The organism is [Scytonema hofmanni] UTEX 2349 (genome assembly GCF_000582685.1).
GTDB lineage: Bacteria > Cyanobacteriota > Cyanobacteriia > Cyanobacteriales > Nostocaceae > Hassallia > Hassallia hofmanni.
The window spans coordinates 1,606,328-1,622,814 of sequence record NZ_KK073768.1 but is presented as its reverse complement, the minus strand read 5'-3'; the positions used below and the strand labels follow the sequence as shown (position 1 = coordinate 1,622,814).

The 16,487-nt window shown below is 41.5% G+C and carries 14 protein-coding genes and 1 pseudogene; 10 read left to right on the top strand and 5 right to left on the bottom strand.

What is annotated here, in order from left to right; translation table 11 throughout:
* Window positions 1-44: 44 nt before the first annotated feature.
* Complete coding sequence (locus TOL9009_RS0112370) at window positions 45-2,243, top strand: NAD(P)/FAD-dependent oxidoreductase (RefSeq protein ID WP_029633086.1); 2,199 nt, start codon at window positions 45-47, stop codon at window positions 2,241-2,243.
* A 3-nt stretch (window positions 2,244-2,246) separates the two neighbouring features.
* Here the strand turns inward: TOL9009_RS0112370 and TOL9009_RS49270 are convergent, their stop codons facing one another.
* The 4 genes from TOL9009_RS49270 to TOL9009_RS0112355 form a co-directional block, all read right to left on the bottom strand.
* Window positions 2,247-2,375: a hypothetical protein gene (locus TOL9009_RS49270; protein WP_260675885.1), complete on the bottom strand. Its 129-nt coding sequence runs from the start codon at window positions 2,373-2,375 to the stop codon at window positions 2,247-2,249.
* A 48-nt stretch (window positions 2,376-2,423) separates the two neighbouring features.
* A complete protein-coding gene (locus TOL9009_RS0112365; RefSeq protein ID WP_029633085.1) occupies window positions 2,424-2,813 on the bottom strand; it encodes a VOC family protein in 390 nt (129 codons plus the stop codon).
* 303 nt (window positions 2,814-3,116) lie between these two features.
* Window positions 3,117-3,656 (bottom strand): GAF domain-containing protein, encoded by a 540-nt coding sequence (locus TOL9009_RS0112360; protein ID WP_029633084.1) that lies wholly within the window; start codon window positions 3,654-3,656, stop codon window positions 3,117-3,119.
* A gap of 679 nt (window positions 3,657-4,335) precedes the next feature.
* A complete protein-coding gene (locus TOL9009_RS0112355; protein ID WP_029633083.1) occupies window positions 4,336-5,520 on the bottom strand; it encodes an NAD(P)H-quinone oxidoreductase subunit H in 1,185 nt (394 codons plus the stop codon).
* A 202-nt stretch (window positions 5,521-5,722) separates the two neighbouring features.
* On the opposite strand from TOL9009_RS0112355, the gene rsmH reads away from it, so the two are divergent.
* The 3 genes from rsmH (at window position 5,723) to TOL9009_RS45535 (ending at window position 7,846) form a co-directional block, all read left to right on the top strand.
* Window positions 5,723-6,634, top strand: coding sequence for a 16S rRNA (cytosine(1402)-N(4))-methyltransferase RsmH (gene rsmH / locus TOL9009_RS0112350; protein WP_038296314.1), 912 nt, complete (start codon window positions 5,723-5,725; stop codon window positions 6,632-6,634).
* A gap of 150 nt (window positions 6,635-6,784) precedes the next feature.
* Complete coding sequence (locus TOL9009_RS0112345; RefSeq protein WP_029633081.1) at window positions 6,785-7,582, top strand: Rpn family recombination-promoting nuclease/putative transposase; 798 nt, start codon at window positions 6,785-6,787, stop codon at window positions 7,580-7,582.
* Window positions 7,583-7,615: 33 nt separating this feature from the next.
* The gene (locus TOL9009_RS45535; protein ID WP_144238217.1) at window positions 7,616-7,846 is read left to right on the top strand and encodes a hypothetical protein; all 231 of its coding nucleotides are present in this window, start codon (window positions 7,616-7,618) and stop codon (window positions 7,844-7,846) included.
* 2 nt (window positions 7,847-7,848) lie between these two features.
* On the opposite strand, the gene TOL9009_RS0112340 is transcribed toward TOL9009_RS45535, so the two are convergent.
* Window positions 7,849-8,328, bottom strand: a complete 480-nt coding sequence (locus TOL9009_RS0112340; protein ID WP_029633080.1) for a hypothetical protein — start codon at window positions 8,326-8,328, stop codon at window positions 7,849-7,851.
* Between the two features lie 219 nt (window positions 8,329-8,547).
* Here TOL9009_RS0112340 and mraW point away from each other — a divergent pair.
* From mraW to TOL9009_RS0112315, 6 genes and pseudogenes are all read left to right on the top strand, one after another.
* Window positions 8,548-8,661 (top strand): annotated as a pseudogene (mraW, locus tag TOL9009_RS43385) (16S rRNA (cytosine(1402)-N(4))-methyltransferase); the annotation flags it as partial.
* Window positions 8,662-8,866: 205 nt separating this feature from the next.
* A complete protein-coding gene (locus TOL9009_RS0112335) occupies window positions 8,867-9,619 on the top strand; it encodes a response regulator transcription factor (RefSeq protein WP_029633079.1) in 753 nt (250 codons plus the stop codon).
* Between the two features lie 54 nt (window positions 9,620-9,673).
* The gene (locus TOL9009_RS0112330) at window positions 9,674-11,005 is read left to right on the top strand and encodes a PAS domain-containing sensor histidine kinase (protein WP_029633078.1); all 1,332 of its coding nucleotides are present in this window, start codon (window positions 9,674-9,676) and stop codon (window positions 11,003-11,005) included.
* 27 nt (window positions 11,006-11,032) lie between these two features.
* Complete coding sequence (phoU, locus tag TOL9009_RS0112325) at window positions 11,033-11,704, top strand: phosphate signaling complex protein PhoU (protein ID WP_029633077.1); 672 nt, start codon at window positions 11,033-11,035, stop codon at window positions 11,702-11,704.
* Window positions 11,705-12,243: 539 nt separating this feature from the next.
* Entirely contained in the window at window positions 12,244-14,469 is a 2,226-nt protein-coding gene (locus TOL9009_RS0112320) for a PhoX family protein (protein WP_029633076.1), read from the top strand.
* 424 nt (window positions 14,470-14,893) lie between these two features.
* The gene (locus TOL9009_RS0112315; protein ID WP_029633075.1) at window positions 14,894-15,511 is read left to right on the top strand and encodes a Crp/Fnr family transcriptional regulator; all 618 of its coding nucleotides are present in this window, start codon (window positions 14,894-14,896) and stop codon (window positions 15,509-15,511) included.
* Window positions 15,512-16,487: the final 976 nt, after the last annotated feature.

The window sequence follows — 16,487 nt, the reverse complement described above, 5'->3', positions numbered from 1 at the left end:
TTAAATCTGTCTTAATGAGTAGATTCATCGGAAATGTCAGAAAAATGAAACAAATACTTTATTTAGAAATCCCCACTCCGGATACAACGGTTGTACGCGAGTGGTTGCAAGCAGATTTTGAACCAGATACTGGGGAAAAAGTACTCACTCACTCAGGTTTCTGTTTAAAGATTTCAGAAACTACAACGGATGAGGCGATAATTCCCGAAAAATTACCTACAGAAATTTCTGTATTTGTCTGGTCGGGACAGCGTACCACGTATTTAAAAGCTTTCCGTTGGGGAGATAAACCTTTCCCTAATGAAAGGAAAATCTTACAAAGCTTGACTACTCAAATCAGAAGCCGCTTTCCACACCATTACCCGGAACCCCCAGCAATTGATTTATCCAAACAATCTATTTTTGAAGCGCTAGCACCTTATTATCCTCTCACCGTCAAGTATTTTCAGAAAATGCCCAAAGGTGAATATGACTTGCAACGCGCTTACTGGTGGGAACAACGATGGCGTGAAGGTGTGCGTAATCCGCAGCAGCCACGTCAGGTAATCTTCGAGGAAGGGGGACAAGGGGACAAGGGGACAAGGGGACAAGGGGATAAGGAGACAAGGGGGACAAGGGGACAAGGGGGAATTTCTCCCTTATCTCCCCTATCTCCCTTATCTCCCCTCTCTCCCACTCCCCCTCTCTCCCTCTCCTCCTCTCCCACCTACGATTTGATCTACATCGGTGGTGCTTTAGGGGCGATTCATGGGGCGGTGATGGCGCAACTGGGGTATAAGGTACTGTTAGTAGAGAGATTGCCTTTTGGAAGGATGAATCGGGAATGGAATATTTCCCGTGATGAAATCCAAAGCTTGATTAATCTGGGTTTGGTAACTCCTGCTGAGGTGGAATCTATTATTGCGCGGGAGTACAAAGACGGATTTAATAAGTTTTTTGATGGTAATAATCCTGCTAAATTGCGATCGCCTATATTGCACACGCCCACAGTGCTAAATGTAGCGTTGGATTCCGATAAATGGCTGCAACTATGCGGGCAAAAATTGCGAGCCGCTGGCGGTGAAATCTGGGATGAGACAGAATTTATCCGTGCAGATATTAGTAAGACACAAGTAGCAATTAATGTCAAGCATTTACCCACTCAAACTGAGAAGCAAGTGAGTGGACGAGTGCTGGTGGATGCGATGGGAACAGCTTCAACCATCGCTTGGCAATTAAATGGTGGTCGGGCTTTTGACAGTGTTTGTCCAACGGTGGGAGCAGTAATTGAAGGTGGATTTGAGCCAGGGGTGTGGGATTCGCAGTATGGCGACGTTCTCAACAGCCACGGGGATATTTCGCGAGGAAGACAGTTGATTTGGGAGTTATTTCCCGGAGCAGGTGAAGAATTGACGATTTATCTATTTCATTACCACGAAGTAAATCAGCAAAATCCCGGTTCGCTGTTGGAAATGTACGAGGACTTTTTCACGATTTTGCCAGAGTATCGACGATGCGATATGGATAAGCTGGTGTGGAAAAAGCCGACATTTGGATATATACCGGGATATTTTAGTATTGGGAATGGCGATCGCAAAGTTGCTTTTGATCGATTACTAGCGATCGGTGACGCCGCTTCTCTCCAATCTCCCCTGGTATTTACTGGCTTTGGTTGTTTAGTTCGCAACTTGGAACGCTTAACAACTCTTTTAGATGTAGCTCTCAAGCATGACTTGCTGAGTTTACACCACCTGAGCCAAATTAGCGCCTACCAAAGTAATGTTTCCGTAACTTGGTTATTTTCCAAAGGAATGATGGTTCCCACAGGGAAATTTTTACCACCCCAGCGGATTAACTCAATGCTGAATACCTTTTTTGGGCTATTAGCAGACGAACCCCTGGAAGTGGCAGATAATTTCATCAAAGATAGATGTGATTGGTTCACCTTTAACCGTTTAGCACTGAAAGCAGCTCGCACAAATCCGGCATTGTTGCTGTGGATTTGGCAACTTGCAGGACTAAGGGATTTAATGCGCTGGCTAAGTAACTACTTTAACTTTTGTCGTTACGCCCTAAATAGCGCTTTACTCATTCGATGGTTTCCCCGCTTCCTCAAGCGAATCAAGCCTTGGCTAGAAACCCAAAATCCGGCATTGTGGTTGAGGTTGTTAGCACTTAATTATGCTCTCACCATTGGCAAACCGCCTACTCAAAATAAGGTAGCAAAAGTTACTCCAGAAACGAGAATTCAAATTAGTCATTAGTCATTAGTTAGTTGATGGTTGATGGTTGATGGTTGATGGTTGATGGTTGATGGTTGATGGTTGATGGTTGATGGTTGATGGTTGATGGTTGATGGTTGATGGTTGATGGTTGATGGTTGTTCTAATAACCACTACCCATTAACAACTAACAACTAACAACTAACAACTATCCACTAACAACTATCCACTAACCAAAGATACAAGCACACCATTTGGATCGCGCACACGAGCGATTGTGTGTCCTCCATGCTGAGTTTTGGGTACATCTAATCCTTTTGCGCCGGCACCAATTGCTTTCATGTAAGCGGTTCCAACGTCGGGAGTAATGAATGATAGTTGAATTGAAGCTGGAAGTTGTGCGGAGTGGTTGGGATGACAACCACCAGGAAATAACTTCTGCGCTTCGTTGCTTGAGGAAAAAGCAAGCGTGGTGCTACCGGTTTCTAATTCTGCCCAGATAAAGTTGCCCTTCTCCTCAAGAGTGCGACGAACCAAACCAAAGGCTTTTTCATAAAATTCGACGGTTTTAACTACGTCGTCTACCCAAATAACTGTGTAACCAAATTTCATGGCTTTGCTCCCTGTATGCGTGCGATCGCCCTAAGGCGGGCACTTTGTGCCATCGCAAATTAATCTTACCCCAATAGCTGAAAACAAAAACCTATAAAAAATTATTTTTATCCGAAATATTACTGATATCAAAAGTCAATATATATGTTTTATTTATCGAGATATATTTATCCATGTTTAATATAATTTATGGTAAATCAGACATATTGTATTGTAGAGACGTTCCGGCGGAACGTCTCTACGAGGGTTGGGGTGTTTTTATTACTGTTAATAAGCAAAAAAATAGACTTTCTCTAATCCTATTTAACTTTCTAGAATACAAGAAGCTGTGGCGAGAATTTGTGCTTTTTGTTGCATGAGTTCAATATCTGATGCTAACCAAGAGCGAGGTGCTTGACAGTGATGAGCTATTAGCAATCCCCATAATCCTCTAGGAATCAAAACTGGTACAACCAGGTTAGCGCGAACTTGTAAATTACGAAGAAAATCTCGGTGACAAGGCTGAATTGGTTCTAATTCAATATCAGCGATCGCTCTGACTCTTCCTGCTAAGTACATATCAGCATACTCATTGTTAAAACAATCATCTGGTCCGGTTGAACCTAAAATTGATAATTTGCGATCGCTTAAAGATTCAAACGTTACTTGTCCCTCCCACTTTCCGTAAAAATAATACAAAACCACCCGATCAACCTGAAGTAACTCTCTAAGTTGGTTCGTTGTTTGTCTAACTAATGCATCCCGCTCAATTGTTTGACAAAGCCGATTGAGTACTCGTTGTAAACCCTTATCATGATACTTATTTGAACTGGGGTCAAATTCTTGATGGGAATCAATTTGCACAGGTTCCAAATGACTACTGAGTAAATATTATTGAATTTATAAGTAGGTAAACATAATTAATTACACAATGTCATTGCGAATGCAGCGTTCGCGAAGCGTCCCGAAGGCAAGCGAAATTAAGCAATCGCAAGGGCTGGGATTGCTTCGCTTCATTTCATTACGCTCGCAATGACTGTAAATATTTTTGTCCACCTACTTATGGTAACTTATCAGACCTTTAACTAAATAAATTCCTAACTCCCAATAGCGATTATTTTTATACGCAATCATATTGCCAGTCAAGCTTTTTGGGAAATTCAAAATAAAAAATTAATATTTGACAGTTCCTAAATTATAACATATTAATGGCAACATAAAAATATGTTGATTTTTCTTATGATTTTAAGCAATAAACACTGTTTTTAATTGTTAGCAAGTAATAAGTTTTAGCGTGTTAAAAATCACATTTATTTGTTAAGAATATAATTATAACAATCGAGTGATATTAATAATTCTGTTACCAGGCAAAACGCCTGGTAACAAAAAAGAAAGAGAAAGACTTATCACTTCTTCGGGGAAAAGGCAAAGGAAAAAAAGGGGAAGAAGTCATTTAAAACACGCATATTCGGGGAAAGGAAAAAACCTCCATGCAATTTCTTTCCCCCTTTCCCCTTTCCCCTTTCCCCCTCTTCATGAATGCCTATCTATCTACTGACCCCATGATGATGTCAATACTACCGAGAATTACGACAATATCTGCTAACTTCACACCGCGCAGTATATGAGGTAGAATTTGCACGTTGTTAAAATCAGCGGCGCGAATTTTCCACCGCCAAGGGAAGACGTTATCATCAGCAATTAGATAAATTCCCAGTTCACCTTTACCGCTTTCGACACGGGAATAAATTTCTCCTTTAGGAAGCTTGAAGGTGGGGGCAATTTTCTTACCGATGTATTGGAAATCAAAAGCATCCCACTCTGATTTTTTACCCGCAGCTATGCGCTTGGCTTCTAAGTTCTCAAAAGGTCCACCAGGAAGACCGGCGATCGCTTGACGAATAATTTTCACCGATTCGCGCATTTCTCGCATCCGCACGACGTAACGAGCGAAGCAATCACCAGCAGTTTCCCAATGCACATCCCAGTCGAAATCGTCGTAACATTCGTAGTGGTCAACTTTCCGCAAATCCCACTGCACTCCAGAAGCACGTAACATTGGACCGGAAAGTCCCCAGTTAATTGCTTCGTCACGAGTTATGGTTCCAACACCTTCGACACGACGGCGGAAAATTGGGTTATCGGTAACTAAGCGTTCGTACTCGTCAACTTTGGGGAGAAAGTAGTCACAAAAGTCCAAGCATTTATCTATCCAACCGTAGGGTAAATCAGCCGCGACACCACCAATCCGGAAGTAGTTGTGATTTACCATCCGATAACCTGTAGCAGCTTCCCACAGATCGTAAATCATCTCGCGTTCGCGGAACTGATAGAAAAACGGAGTTTGTGCGCCAACATCAGCCATAAATGGACCAAACCACAGCAAATGGTTGGCGATGCGGTTCAATTCCAGCATGATGACGCGGATGTAGCTAGCGCGTTTGGGAACGGGAATATCAGCTAGTTGTTCTGGTGCGTTGACGCTGACGGCTTCGTTAAACATCCCCGCTGCATAGTCCCACCGACTGACGTAGGGGACGTACATTATATTAGTGCGGTTCTCGGCAATTTTTTCCATTCCCCGGTGTAGGTAGCCGATGACCGGTTCACAGTCGATGACATCTTCGCCATCTAGTGTGACAATTAACCGCATAACCCCGTGCATTGAGGGATGGTGAGGTCCCATGTTTAGCACCATCGGTTCTGTGCGGGTTTCGATTCTTGCCATAAATTTAGTGTTCTCCCGATGCGTGAAAATTTAAAATAGAACCGCGTAAGTGCCAAATCAGCCAACGGAAAAAATTTGGTGGTTCGTAGTTACGACTTCAGTCGTAAAAGATGAGCGATCAATCACTCACTACGAGGGTAAGTTAGAGAGGGTAGCGGCGGATTTTATTTGATGTTTAGTTTTGTTGCACATATTCAATTATATGGATCTTCAGATTGAGAAAATGTCGGCGCAAGAATTTTTTCATGTGCCAGTTTTAAGTCGAGAGGTGATTGAGGGTTTAGTGGTGCATCCTGGTGGACGTTATTTAGATGCAACCGTAGGTGGTGGGGGTCACAGTCGGTTAATCTTAGAAGCTGCACCAGATGCCCAATTGACTGCAATGGATCAAGATGAGGATGCTTTGATTGCGGCAAAGCAGCAGTTAGGGGAGTTTAGCGTTAGCGTAGCTCCTCCAAAGGAGGCTCGCATCGAATTCATTAAGAGCAATTTTGCCGCTTACAAATTTCCTCCAAGGGCTTTCTCTGGTATTATCGCCGATTTGGGGGTTAGCTCTCACCATCTCGATACAGCAGAACGGGGTTTTAGTTTTCGCTCTAGCGCTCCTTTGGATATGCGGATGGATCGAGGACAATCGTTAACGGCTGCTGATGTGATTAATGAGTGGGATGAAGCGGAGTTAGCAAATATCTTCTTTACATACGGTGAGGAACGACTTTCGCGACGCATTGCCAGACGAATTGTGGAAAAACGCCCCTTTCACACTACCACAGAGTTATCTGAGGCGATCGCTTATTCTGTCCCCCCCAAATACCGTTATGGCAGAATTCACCCAGCTACTCGCGTGTTTCAAGCTTTACGCATTGTCGTTAACGATGAGTTAAAGTCTTTAGAAACATTTATAGAAAAGGCTCCAGAAGCGCTTTTACCTGGTGGCAGAATTGCCATTATTAGTTTTCACAGTCTTGAAGACCGACTGGTGAAACACGGTTTAAGAAATACACCATCGTTAAGGGTATTGACAAAAAAGCCAATCACTGCTCAAGAAGATGAATTGGCGAATAATCCGCGATCGCGTTCTGCTAAATTGAGGATAGCAGAAAGAAAAGATTGACACTACTTGAAAGAGGGGGAAAGGGAAAAGGGGAAAATTTTTTTCATGAGTTATTGGTGTACACAGTTCATGATGGCTACTTATTCTCAGATGTAGAATCTGAAATCGTGAGAAAATTGCTACAGTTCAAACTGTGCTACAACATCCAGAGTGAAAACCGACAGTATATTTTATCGCCTATTTCAAGAATTTCCCAGCATCTTCTTTGAACTGATTAGCAACTCTCCCGAAACTGCTAATACTTACCAATTTTCTTCAGTTGAAATCAAGCAAACAGCTTTCAGAATTGATGGTGTATTTCTTCCCATCCAAGAAGATAATCCAATTTATTTTGTCGAAGTTCAATTTCAGTCAGATACAGAGCTTTACTCGCGTCTATTGTCAGAACTATTTTTATACTTACGTCAAAATAAACCCAAAAGCACTTGGCGCGGAGTAGTGATTTTTCCTACCAGAAACATAGATACATCTGATACCAAAGATTGCCATGAATTCTTTACTAGTCAGCGCATCAGCCGAATTTACTTAGATGAATTAGGTGAAGCTGCATCACTACCAATTGGTATTGCTACTATTAAGTTAGTAGTTGAAGATGAAGATACAGCAATTATCGCTGCTAAACAATTAATTAACCGAACCAAGCAAGCGGTAAATCTACAACTGCAACAGCAGTTACTAGAATTTATAGAGACAATCTTGGTTTATAAGTTTCCGAAAATGAGTCGAGAGGAGATAGAAGCAATGTTTGGGTTAAGTGAGTTAAAGCAAACGCGAGTTTATCAAGAAGGTAAAGAAGAGGGTGAACAAAAAGGTCGTGTGGAGGCAAAATTAGAAGCTATACCCAGACTCTTAGTATTAGGCTTAACTGTGGAACAAATAGCGCAAGCGTTGGATTTGGAGCTTGCACAAGTCCAGCAAGTAGCAGAGCAAACACTTCCAAATCAATAGACTGATTGTAGAGATGGGGGAAAGTGTCCTTCTGTGACTCATCGACGAGTATCAAAGACTGATGAATCTCCTTCTGTGACTCATCGACGAGTATCAAAGACTGATGAATCTCCTTCTGTGACTCATCGACGAGTATCAAAGACTGATGAATCTCCTTTTGTGACTCATCGACGAGTATCAAAGACTGATGAATCTCCTTCTGTGACTCATCGACGAGTATCAAAGACTGATGAATCTCCTTCTGTGACTCATCGACAAGTATAATTTCAAGAACTGGATGCTGCTTTAGCAGCTCTACCTTTGCCGATCGCTTTAAAGCGTTCACCTAACTGTTCAGCAATAGTTTTTAAGCCTGGAGTCTTCTTTGCAGCAGTCTTTACATAGTCATAAACAGTCAAACTACTGGTCATAGTATCACTACCGACTGCTAATAGGGTATCATCTACCTTTTCGGTGAGTTGCCGCATTGAGGTTAAAAGTTCGGTGAGTGTGGTAGCTAATTGATAATCTTGCACCAATTCCTCAACGTCAAAACTCGCTGGGAGAATGTCGCGGTTAGATTGAGCAGCGGCAACGCTATTATTAACAAAAGCTAGGCTTTTGTCACCCATTTTAAATAACTTGCGCCGTTCTTCTACACTGAGAGTAATCAAAAAGGGTAGCTTTTTTTGAATTGTCTGTAGTGCTGCTTTAATTTCTTGCATATCTTCTGGGGAAATGCTGGCGTTGACATTTTGATAAGCCATCGTATAATTACCTTGGTGAATCTATTGCTGTAGTAGCAATGTTTACTATATTTATGATTCCCACAAGGTGATGCGATCGCACATTTTCTTGAAATTTCCTCTTTTCCTTCCTAGTAGACATAAAAGTGAAAATGAATTATGCGTTGTCCGAAACCCTTGTAGAGACCAAGCATGTGGAACGTATGAATCGTCTTTTCTACCAGATGTCTAGTGAGCGGTTCACCATCGTTACGGGTATTGACAAAAAAGCCAATTACTCACCAAGAAAATGAGTTGGTGAATAATTCGCGATCGCGTTCTGCTAAGTTGAGGATAGCAAAAAGGATTAAGTGACTTATCTTGCGCTTTTGTGTAGGCTACGAGCGAAACTCTTTGGGTGAAGAGATAAGTTCCCATTTTTGAGACAATGATTTATAATATTAAAAAAATGTGATTCAGGTAACAATTTTTGAAAAAATTTCTTTAATTGTATTAGTGCTGACACCGATATAAGATAATTGTATTGATACAGGCACTAGCCGCAAACTTTGTGATCCCGATGTATACAAGTGAGTTGACGAAGTATTCTTCTAGAACAGAGATTGCAAACACAAGCCGCATTCTCGTGGTAGAAGATGAAGAATTAATTCGGGAAATGTTGGTTGTCGCTTTGGAAGAGGAGGGTTACGGGGTGGTAACTGCCTCAGATGGACGAACGGCTATAGAATATCTCAAAAATTTTGAACCCAACTCAAAAGAGGTTGTTTTTGACTTAGTTATCCTTGATTTGATGCTACCGCAAATCAATGGACTGGATATTTGCCGCTTGCTGCGTCATCAAGGAAATCCAGTGCCAATTTTGATGGTGAGTGCTAAAGGTAGTGAAACTGACCGGGTTTTGGGTTTAGAAGTCGGGGCAGATGACTATCTGACTAAACCTTTTAGTATGCGGGAGTTAGTTGCTCGTTGTCGAGCTTTACTTCGCCGTCAACGGTTAAGCACTTTACCGGTAGTGCCCGTTTTACATTATAAAGAAGTAACGTTAAATGCTCAAGAGTGCCGCGTCATGGTTCGCGGTCAAGAAGTGAATCTATCACCAAAAGAGTTCCGCCTTTTAGAATTGTTCATGAGTTATGCTCGTCGGGTATGGTCACGAGAACAATTGCTAGATCAAGTTTGGGGACCAGATTTTGTCGGGGATAGTAAAACTGTAGACGTTCACATCCGCTGGTTACGCGAAAAATTAGAGCAAGATCCTAGTCGTCCAGAATATATCGTCACTGTGAGAGGTTTTGGCTATCGATTTGGATAATTGATTCGGATAGTTGTTAGTTTTTAGTTGTGATCAAGTAACTAAAAACTCGCGATGCTGGTATTAGTTTTTTTTCTGGGTTTAGGTATAGGCATTGGGTTTTGGATTTGGCAACAAATTCAACTAAATCGTTATTTTGGACAAGTCCTGCGACCTTCTGCCCCCCACTCTTCTCAGATAATGCTACCGCTGATTCCTTCTTTGCGGCATAAAATTGCCTCAGTTGAACAGCATCGGCAAGATTTACACCAGTCGCTGCAAACTTATGAAAAAGTGCTGGATTTTGCACCAGTGGGATATTTGCAAGTTGATGAAGAAAATCAACTGCTGTGGTGCAATCAGCACGCAAGAGAGATGTTGTATTTGCAAAGGTGGCAACCAGGACAAGTGCGGTTATTGCTAGAACTGGTGAGATCCTATGAACTGGATCAGTTAATTGAGCAAACACGCGATCGCTCTTCTTGCCAAATTAAAGACTGGGTGTTTCACCCCTCTTGTGAGAACCCAGCAGACATGATAGAGATAAAATCTCTAGCTTTGCGAGCGTCCAGCTTTCCCTTACCCAATGGACAAGTAGGGGTATTTCTGGAAAATCGCCAACCACTGCTAGATATGAACGCAGCACGCGATCGCGCTTTTTCCGATCTGGCACACGAACTGAAAACTCCCCTGACTTCGATTCGTCTGGTTGTAGAAACATTGCAAAACCGCTTAGAATCGCCTTTAAGTCGCTGGGTTGACCGCTTAATGCAAGAAGTTGATCGACTGATTAACTTAGTGCATAGCTGGTTAGAACTTACCCAAATGGAAAATAACCCAGCAATTCAACTACATCTAGAAGCAGTGGAAGTGCGATCGCTAATTGCCTCTGTGTGGGCAATGCTAGAACCGATAGCACAGCAACAGCAACTAACTCTTGACTTTTCAGTCAGCGAAGAACTGTGGATTAAAGCAGATAAATCGCGGATTTACCAAGTATTTCTTAATTTGCTCGATAACAGCATCAAATACAGTCCTCCTGGGACAAAAATTTACGTAAAGGCGAAAATAATCCCCAAAAAGAATAACTATAGTAACAATTCTTCTCCTCAAAGTCTGGAAATCAATATAATAGATTCCGGATTTGGTTTTTCTAAGAGCGATTTGCCTCATGTTTTTGAGCGATTTTACCGGGGAGATACAGCCAGAAGTCGTGAATCACAATCATCGGAAAACTCCAAACCGGGAATTGTTGGAACTGGTTTAGGTTTGGCGATCGTTAAACAAATCATCCAGGCACACGGAGGTTCCATTAAAGCCATGAATCATCCCGAAACAAAAGGAGCATGGCTGCAAGTTGTATTTCCAGAAGTAGTGGCAAACTCCCAAAGCCAAGACTATAGTTAAACAATATCTTCATGTTTGAGACAGAAAATGACCAAAGCAGTCCTTGATGGTCCCAATCCTGAAAGACCCCAGCTAGCACGGGCTATGATACGTTTAGAACGGGATGTTTTACGTATGGGTGCTTTAGTCGAACAATCATTTCGTCTCAGTCACCAAGCTTTAATTGCCCGCGATTTAACCGCAGCTGAGGAACTTCCCCTTTTAGATAAACAAATTGACCGCTTTTATAAACAAATAGAATTAGACTGTACGGCAATCATGACGCTGCAAGCACCGACAGCTAAAGATTTGCGTTCCTTGAGTGCTATTATGCAGTTGGTGCGCGACCTAGAACGCATCGGCGATTATGCTGTGGATCTAGCTGAAATTGCTGTGAAAATCTTTCCTTATCCGCCTCATCCTACTTTACCAGAAATTGCCCTCATGTTTCACCACGCCCAAGCAATGTTAGCTACTAGTTTGGTGGCTTTGGCAGATTTGGATGAAGTCAGTGGACGTAGTGTCAAACGCTTAGATGATGCTGTAGATGATGCTTACGATCGCGTTTATCAAACTTTAGCTTACCAACGAGATGTCCCCGGTGTAGTTGAACCTATTGTTTTGCTAGCTTTAGCAATTCGTTGTCTCGAACGTATGGCAGATCACGCCACTAACATCGGTCAACGAGTAGCATACATCGTTACAGGTCAACGCGGTTAATTGGGCATTGGGCATTGGGCATTGGGCATTGGGCATTGGGCATTGGGCATTGGGCATTGGGCATTGGGCATTGGGCATTGGGCATTGGTAATAATTATTTTTGTAGTCTCTAGTCCCCATTACTTATTACCTAAAAGTTACACTTTGCTTTTATACCATATCATTTAAACTGAAAGTTGCTTATAGATGATAAGTATAAATTATATCTAAAAGTCGATTTAGAAATTTTGTAGTGGTGGATACCGGTTTTCAGCAATTTTTTTTGGTAAGGTGTGAAAAAGCATAGATTACATTTAAGTTAACTTTTGATTAAACTCTAAGCTAAATTCAAAATTGATTTTATACTACGGAAATAAAAGTATATAAAAGCACCAGTCAAAAGTATTTTTTGCTCAACTAAATCAAGTAATTGTTAAATAACATACATTTCACTAAAAGCTTACCTGTTCTTAATCTTTGAAGTTTAAAGTAACCAAAGACCAAAGTGCTGAATGTTCCTTCATGTCTCACTGAAGTTTATCCTGTAATCGTTAAAACTGATGAGTATCAAACGTCGGGAATTCTTGCTGTTGTTGGGAGGAAGTGCAGGTGCAGTAGCCCTTAGCTCCGTGGGAGGATGTGAGAAAAAAAATACATTGCAGCAAGTAGCTACCACGGTAAATTCATTTTTATTTCAACCGATAAAAGGTGCTATACCCTTAGAAACGGCTGGGTTCAAACCAGAACAGCAAAAAGAAATTTACAGCACCTATGAAGTTGTAGATGATTTAGTACTACCAAAAGGCTTTGAATACCAAGTGATTGCCGCTTGGGGTGATAAAGTCGGTGATTCGCGGTTTGGTTACAACAACGATTATTTATCTTTTGTGCCGATATCTGAAAACGAAGGATATCTTTCAGTTAACTTTGAATATATCAGTGCAATACCCTGGATGCAGACATATCAGGAAGTAATAGGTAAATCATTACCATTTGCAGAGGTAAAAACAGCACTGAAAAAGAATAGTAAAAATGAAATTAATGCCTTTGCTTTGCCAGATAATGACCCAATAAAAGCCAAAATCAAGGAAATCTGTTCAGAAGCGCTTTTAGATCAGGGATTGGGGATTATCTCGATTCGGAAAACATCTACGGGTAAATGGGAAAGAACTAATTCTATAAGCGATCGCCGCATAAGTGGAATTTCTGGGTTAGAAGACAAGCGTTATTTAAAAGCAACCGGTCCTGGGGTAGCAGTGTTTCGCAAAAAGCAGGGACAGGGATATATTGATAAATTAGGCGATCGCATTATCGGTTCTTTCGCCAACTGCGCCGGTGGAACAACACCTTGGGGTACAGTGTTGAGTGCAGAAGAAAACTTTCAATCACAAGTACCAGAACCAGTATATGCTGATGGAACGTCCTTAGACCCAAGTAAACGTCCTTTTGGTTTGGGTGACGAAGAACTTGACGGACAAGGTAACGTTTTCGGATTAGCGGGAAATAAATATGGTTGGATTGTCGAAGTCGATCCAGCAAACCCCAATGATTACGGGACAAAACACACTTGGTTAGGACGATATCATCATGAAGCAGTTGGTGTGCGGGTTGAAACCGGCAAACAACTAGCATTTTATTCGGGATGCGATCGCCGGGGAGGACATATATATAAGTTTGTGAGTAGCGATCGCGTCACCAACCCCAAAGATAAAGCTAATTCCCGACTATTGCAAAAAGGAATGCTTTATGCTGCAAAATTTAACGCTGATGGTACCGGTCGCTGGATTCCCCTAAAAGCAGACACACCTGTAGATCCAGATGTTCCCAGCAACATCGGTGGAAACCTCATCCGCTTACCAAAAGGTGCAACAAAAGGCAAAGCCGGTTTTCAACGTTTACCAGAACCAATTGAAGGATTTAATCTGAAAATTACCAAAGACGAAGAAATTAGCTCCTTTAAACAAAATTACAAAAAGTTAGGCGACCTTTACACAGGTAATACTGAAGAACAGCAAGGCGCAATTTTAATTGACGCACATTACGCCGCAAATGCCGCCGGTGCAACCTGCACAGCGCGTCCAGAAGATACGGAAATTGCTCCTAATGGCGATTTGTACATTAGCTTTACCTCTGGTTCTTCTGATAAAGAGGGTGGTTCAGATATCAGAATTTTCAAAAGTCCTAAAGGTGAAGCATCCTATGAGTATGGCTGGGTGATGCGTTTAACTGAAGATAACAACGAACCCGCTGCCGCTAAATTTAAATGGCAAATATTGGCAACAGGAGGGGAACCCGCAGCAGGTGGTATGGGTTTTGCTAATCCAGATAATTTGCTCTTAGATCGTAGCGGAAATGTCTGGATGGTAACAGATATGTCCAGCAGTAGTATGAATAGCGCCATCAAAAGTCGCGTTAATGACCAAGGTAAACCTGCTACCATATCGGGTTTGTTTGGTAACAACGCTATCTGGTTTATTCCCACCAGTGGTCAAGAAGCAGGTAAAGCCTTTTTATTTGGTACAGGACCGATGGAATGCGAAACCACAGGTCCCTGCTTCACCGAAGACGAACAAACAATGTTCCTCGCAGTCCAGCATCCAGGTGAAAGCAACGGCACCCGTCAAAACCAAGCTTCAGAAAGCAGAGAATTTTTAGTTACCACTACCACAGGTGAGGAATTTATGCAAACTCGCCAAGTTCCCATTGGTTCTAATTGGCCCAGCAAAACTCCCAATTCTCCACCTAAACCAGCAGTTGTTGCTATTACTAAATCTTCGTCTACTTGAGAAAAATTTTTAATAGTAGTAGCGGAATCATAATTTCATCAACGAATATTTATCCAAATCATCACTAAATTTTAAGCTGCACCTATATATAAAATTCCCATGACAATATATGCTGATGCCATGTAATAACTTCTAAAAGCTACTATCCAATCCTAATAACGCTACCTCAGGCGATTTTACCAGATCAAATTATTAGTTGAATAATTTCAGACACGATCTCGCAATTTAAGAAAGAGATTTATCGATGATTCAAATTGTTTGCACCTACCATAAAGCGGTTTTTCCAACAAAACATCTATCCTTTGACTGAAATTTGCGATTATGAGTGTTCTAGCCACCAAATCCCTTGCAGAGATTGGGTTTTGCCCATCCTCTCATAATTTTTGAATCTAACAAACAACTTCTATTAAGCGAGATAACTTTCATGACATATTCGTCGATTAATACACCAAATCCTATATCTAACAATCCCTTAGCGATTGCAAATGAACAACTGCCCCAAAGGATATTTAACCGTCGAGAAATAATTCCCCAACGCAATGACGTACTGTGGCGGATTCAACGGGGTACAATTCGTACCTTAACCTGGAGTGAAGATGGAACATTCATCACTCTGGGTTATTGGGGACCAGGGGATTTAGTTGGTTATCCTTTATCCACAGTCAAGCCTTACCAAATTGAATGTTTGACCAGTGTAGAGGTAAGTATTATACCACCTCACCTTTGGCATCAAGATTTGAATGCTTTATTATCCCACATTCAACAAGCAGAGGAATTGCTAAGTATAGTACATCGTAAGCCAATCTCTCTGCGTTTGTGGCAATTTTTAGTCTGGTTGAGTGAAAAATTTGGTCGTGAGGTCGAACAAGGCAAGCTGATTGACTTGAATGTTACCCACCAAGAAATTGCCGAAGTTTTAAATACAACACGGGTAACAGTCACACGGCTGCTACAGCAGTTTGAGGAAGAAGGAAAAATGTTACGCTACAAACGCCGGATTGTTCTATGTTTTCCCAATCAAGGGACAAAAAATAGGGTTTAATGTGTGCTAGTTGAGATAAATATTTTATCTGTGGGATTTTTTGGTGCGATCGCGCTCCCTACCTCATGAGATAATATTCGTGACGCTCAAAAACTAAGGGGATACTCACAAAAACAACGAGAAATCTTGATATATAAATAAAACTTACCAAAAAATTCCCAATCGGTTTGATCCGTAAGTGGGGGAAATTCAATGTAAAATATTCCCCTGATTCGTAGTGAGCCAGCGCGGTCTTCTCCCTCATAGAGAGGCTAGCGCCAAGGGGAGGCAGTGCGTTGCGGAGGTTCCCTCCGTTGTAGCACCTGCCGTGGTTTCCCCCATGAGCGACTGGCGTTAGCGCAGCGGTAGCGACGCAGGAGCGTCACCCGAAGGGTAAGCGGTTTACCGCTCATCCATGAGGATTTTAACGGCTTAAGCCCTTACTACGTTAAGGAGCCTTTATTTATGCTCATGTACTTAACTATATAGTCTTAAAGAAGAGCGTGAAAAGTTAGATTCGGTGACTTCTTTAATAACTCACCGAATCTGAATATTACGAATTTTCACATGGGATGTACGATTGCTATCTATATATTAGCGATCGCTCTTAGTTGAAAGCAAATTGTGAAATATTTTGTTTCTTATCTAGTTAGTTGACTTGACAATAGATACAACCTTAATGTAGGAAATTATTTCTCCCGTAAATATCCTCTGACGATAACTATAAAAAGATTATTGACAATGCTTCAATTTCAAGAGCAATTGCCCTATCATTCAACGATTTTCAGACCAAGGCACTTGTTGGCATTGCTGCAAAATATCAATTTTACCTAAACTTAACCTAACTAGCAGTTATCGGTGAATAGGTAGATAAAAGAAGGCTTTTAACTTGTTTAGTGAAGTCGTCAACAACATCACTGAGAAATTCAATATCTCAAAGTGAATATTAATCATAATATCTGCTACTATTACTATAAAATGATTATCGGAATTTATT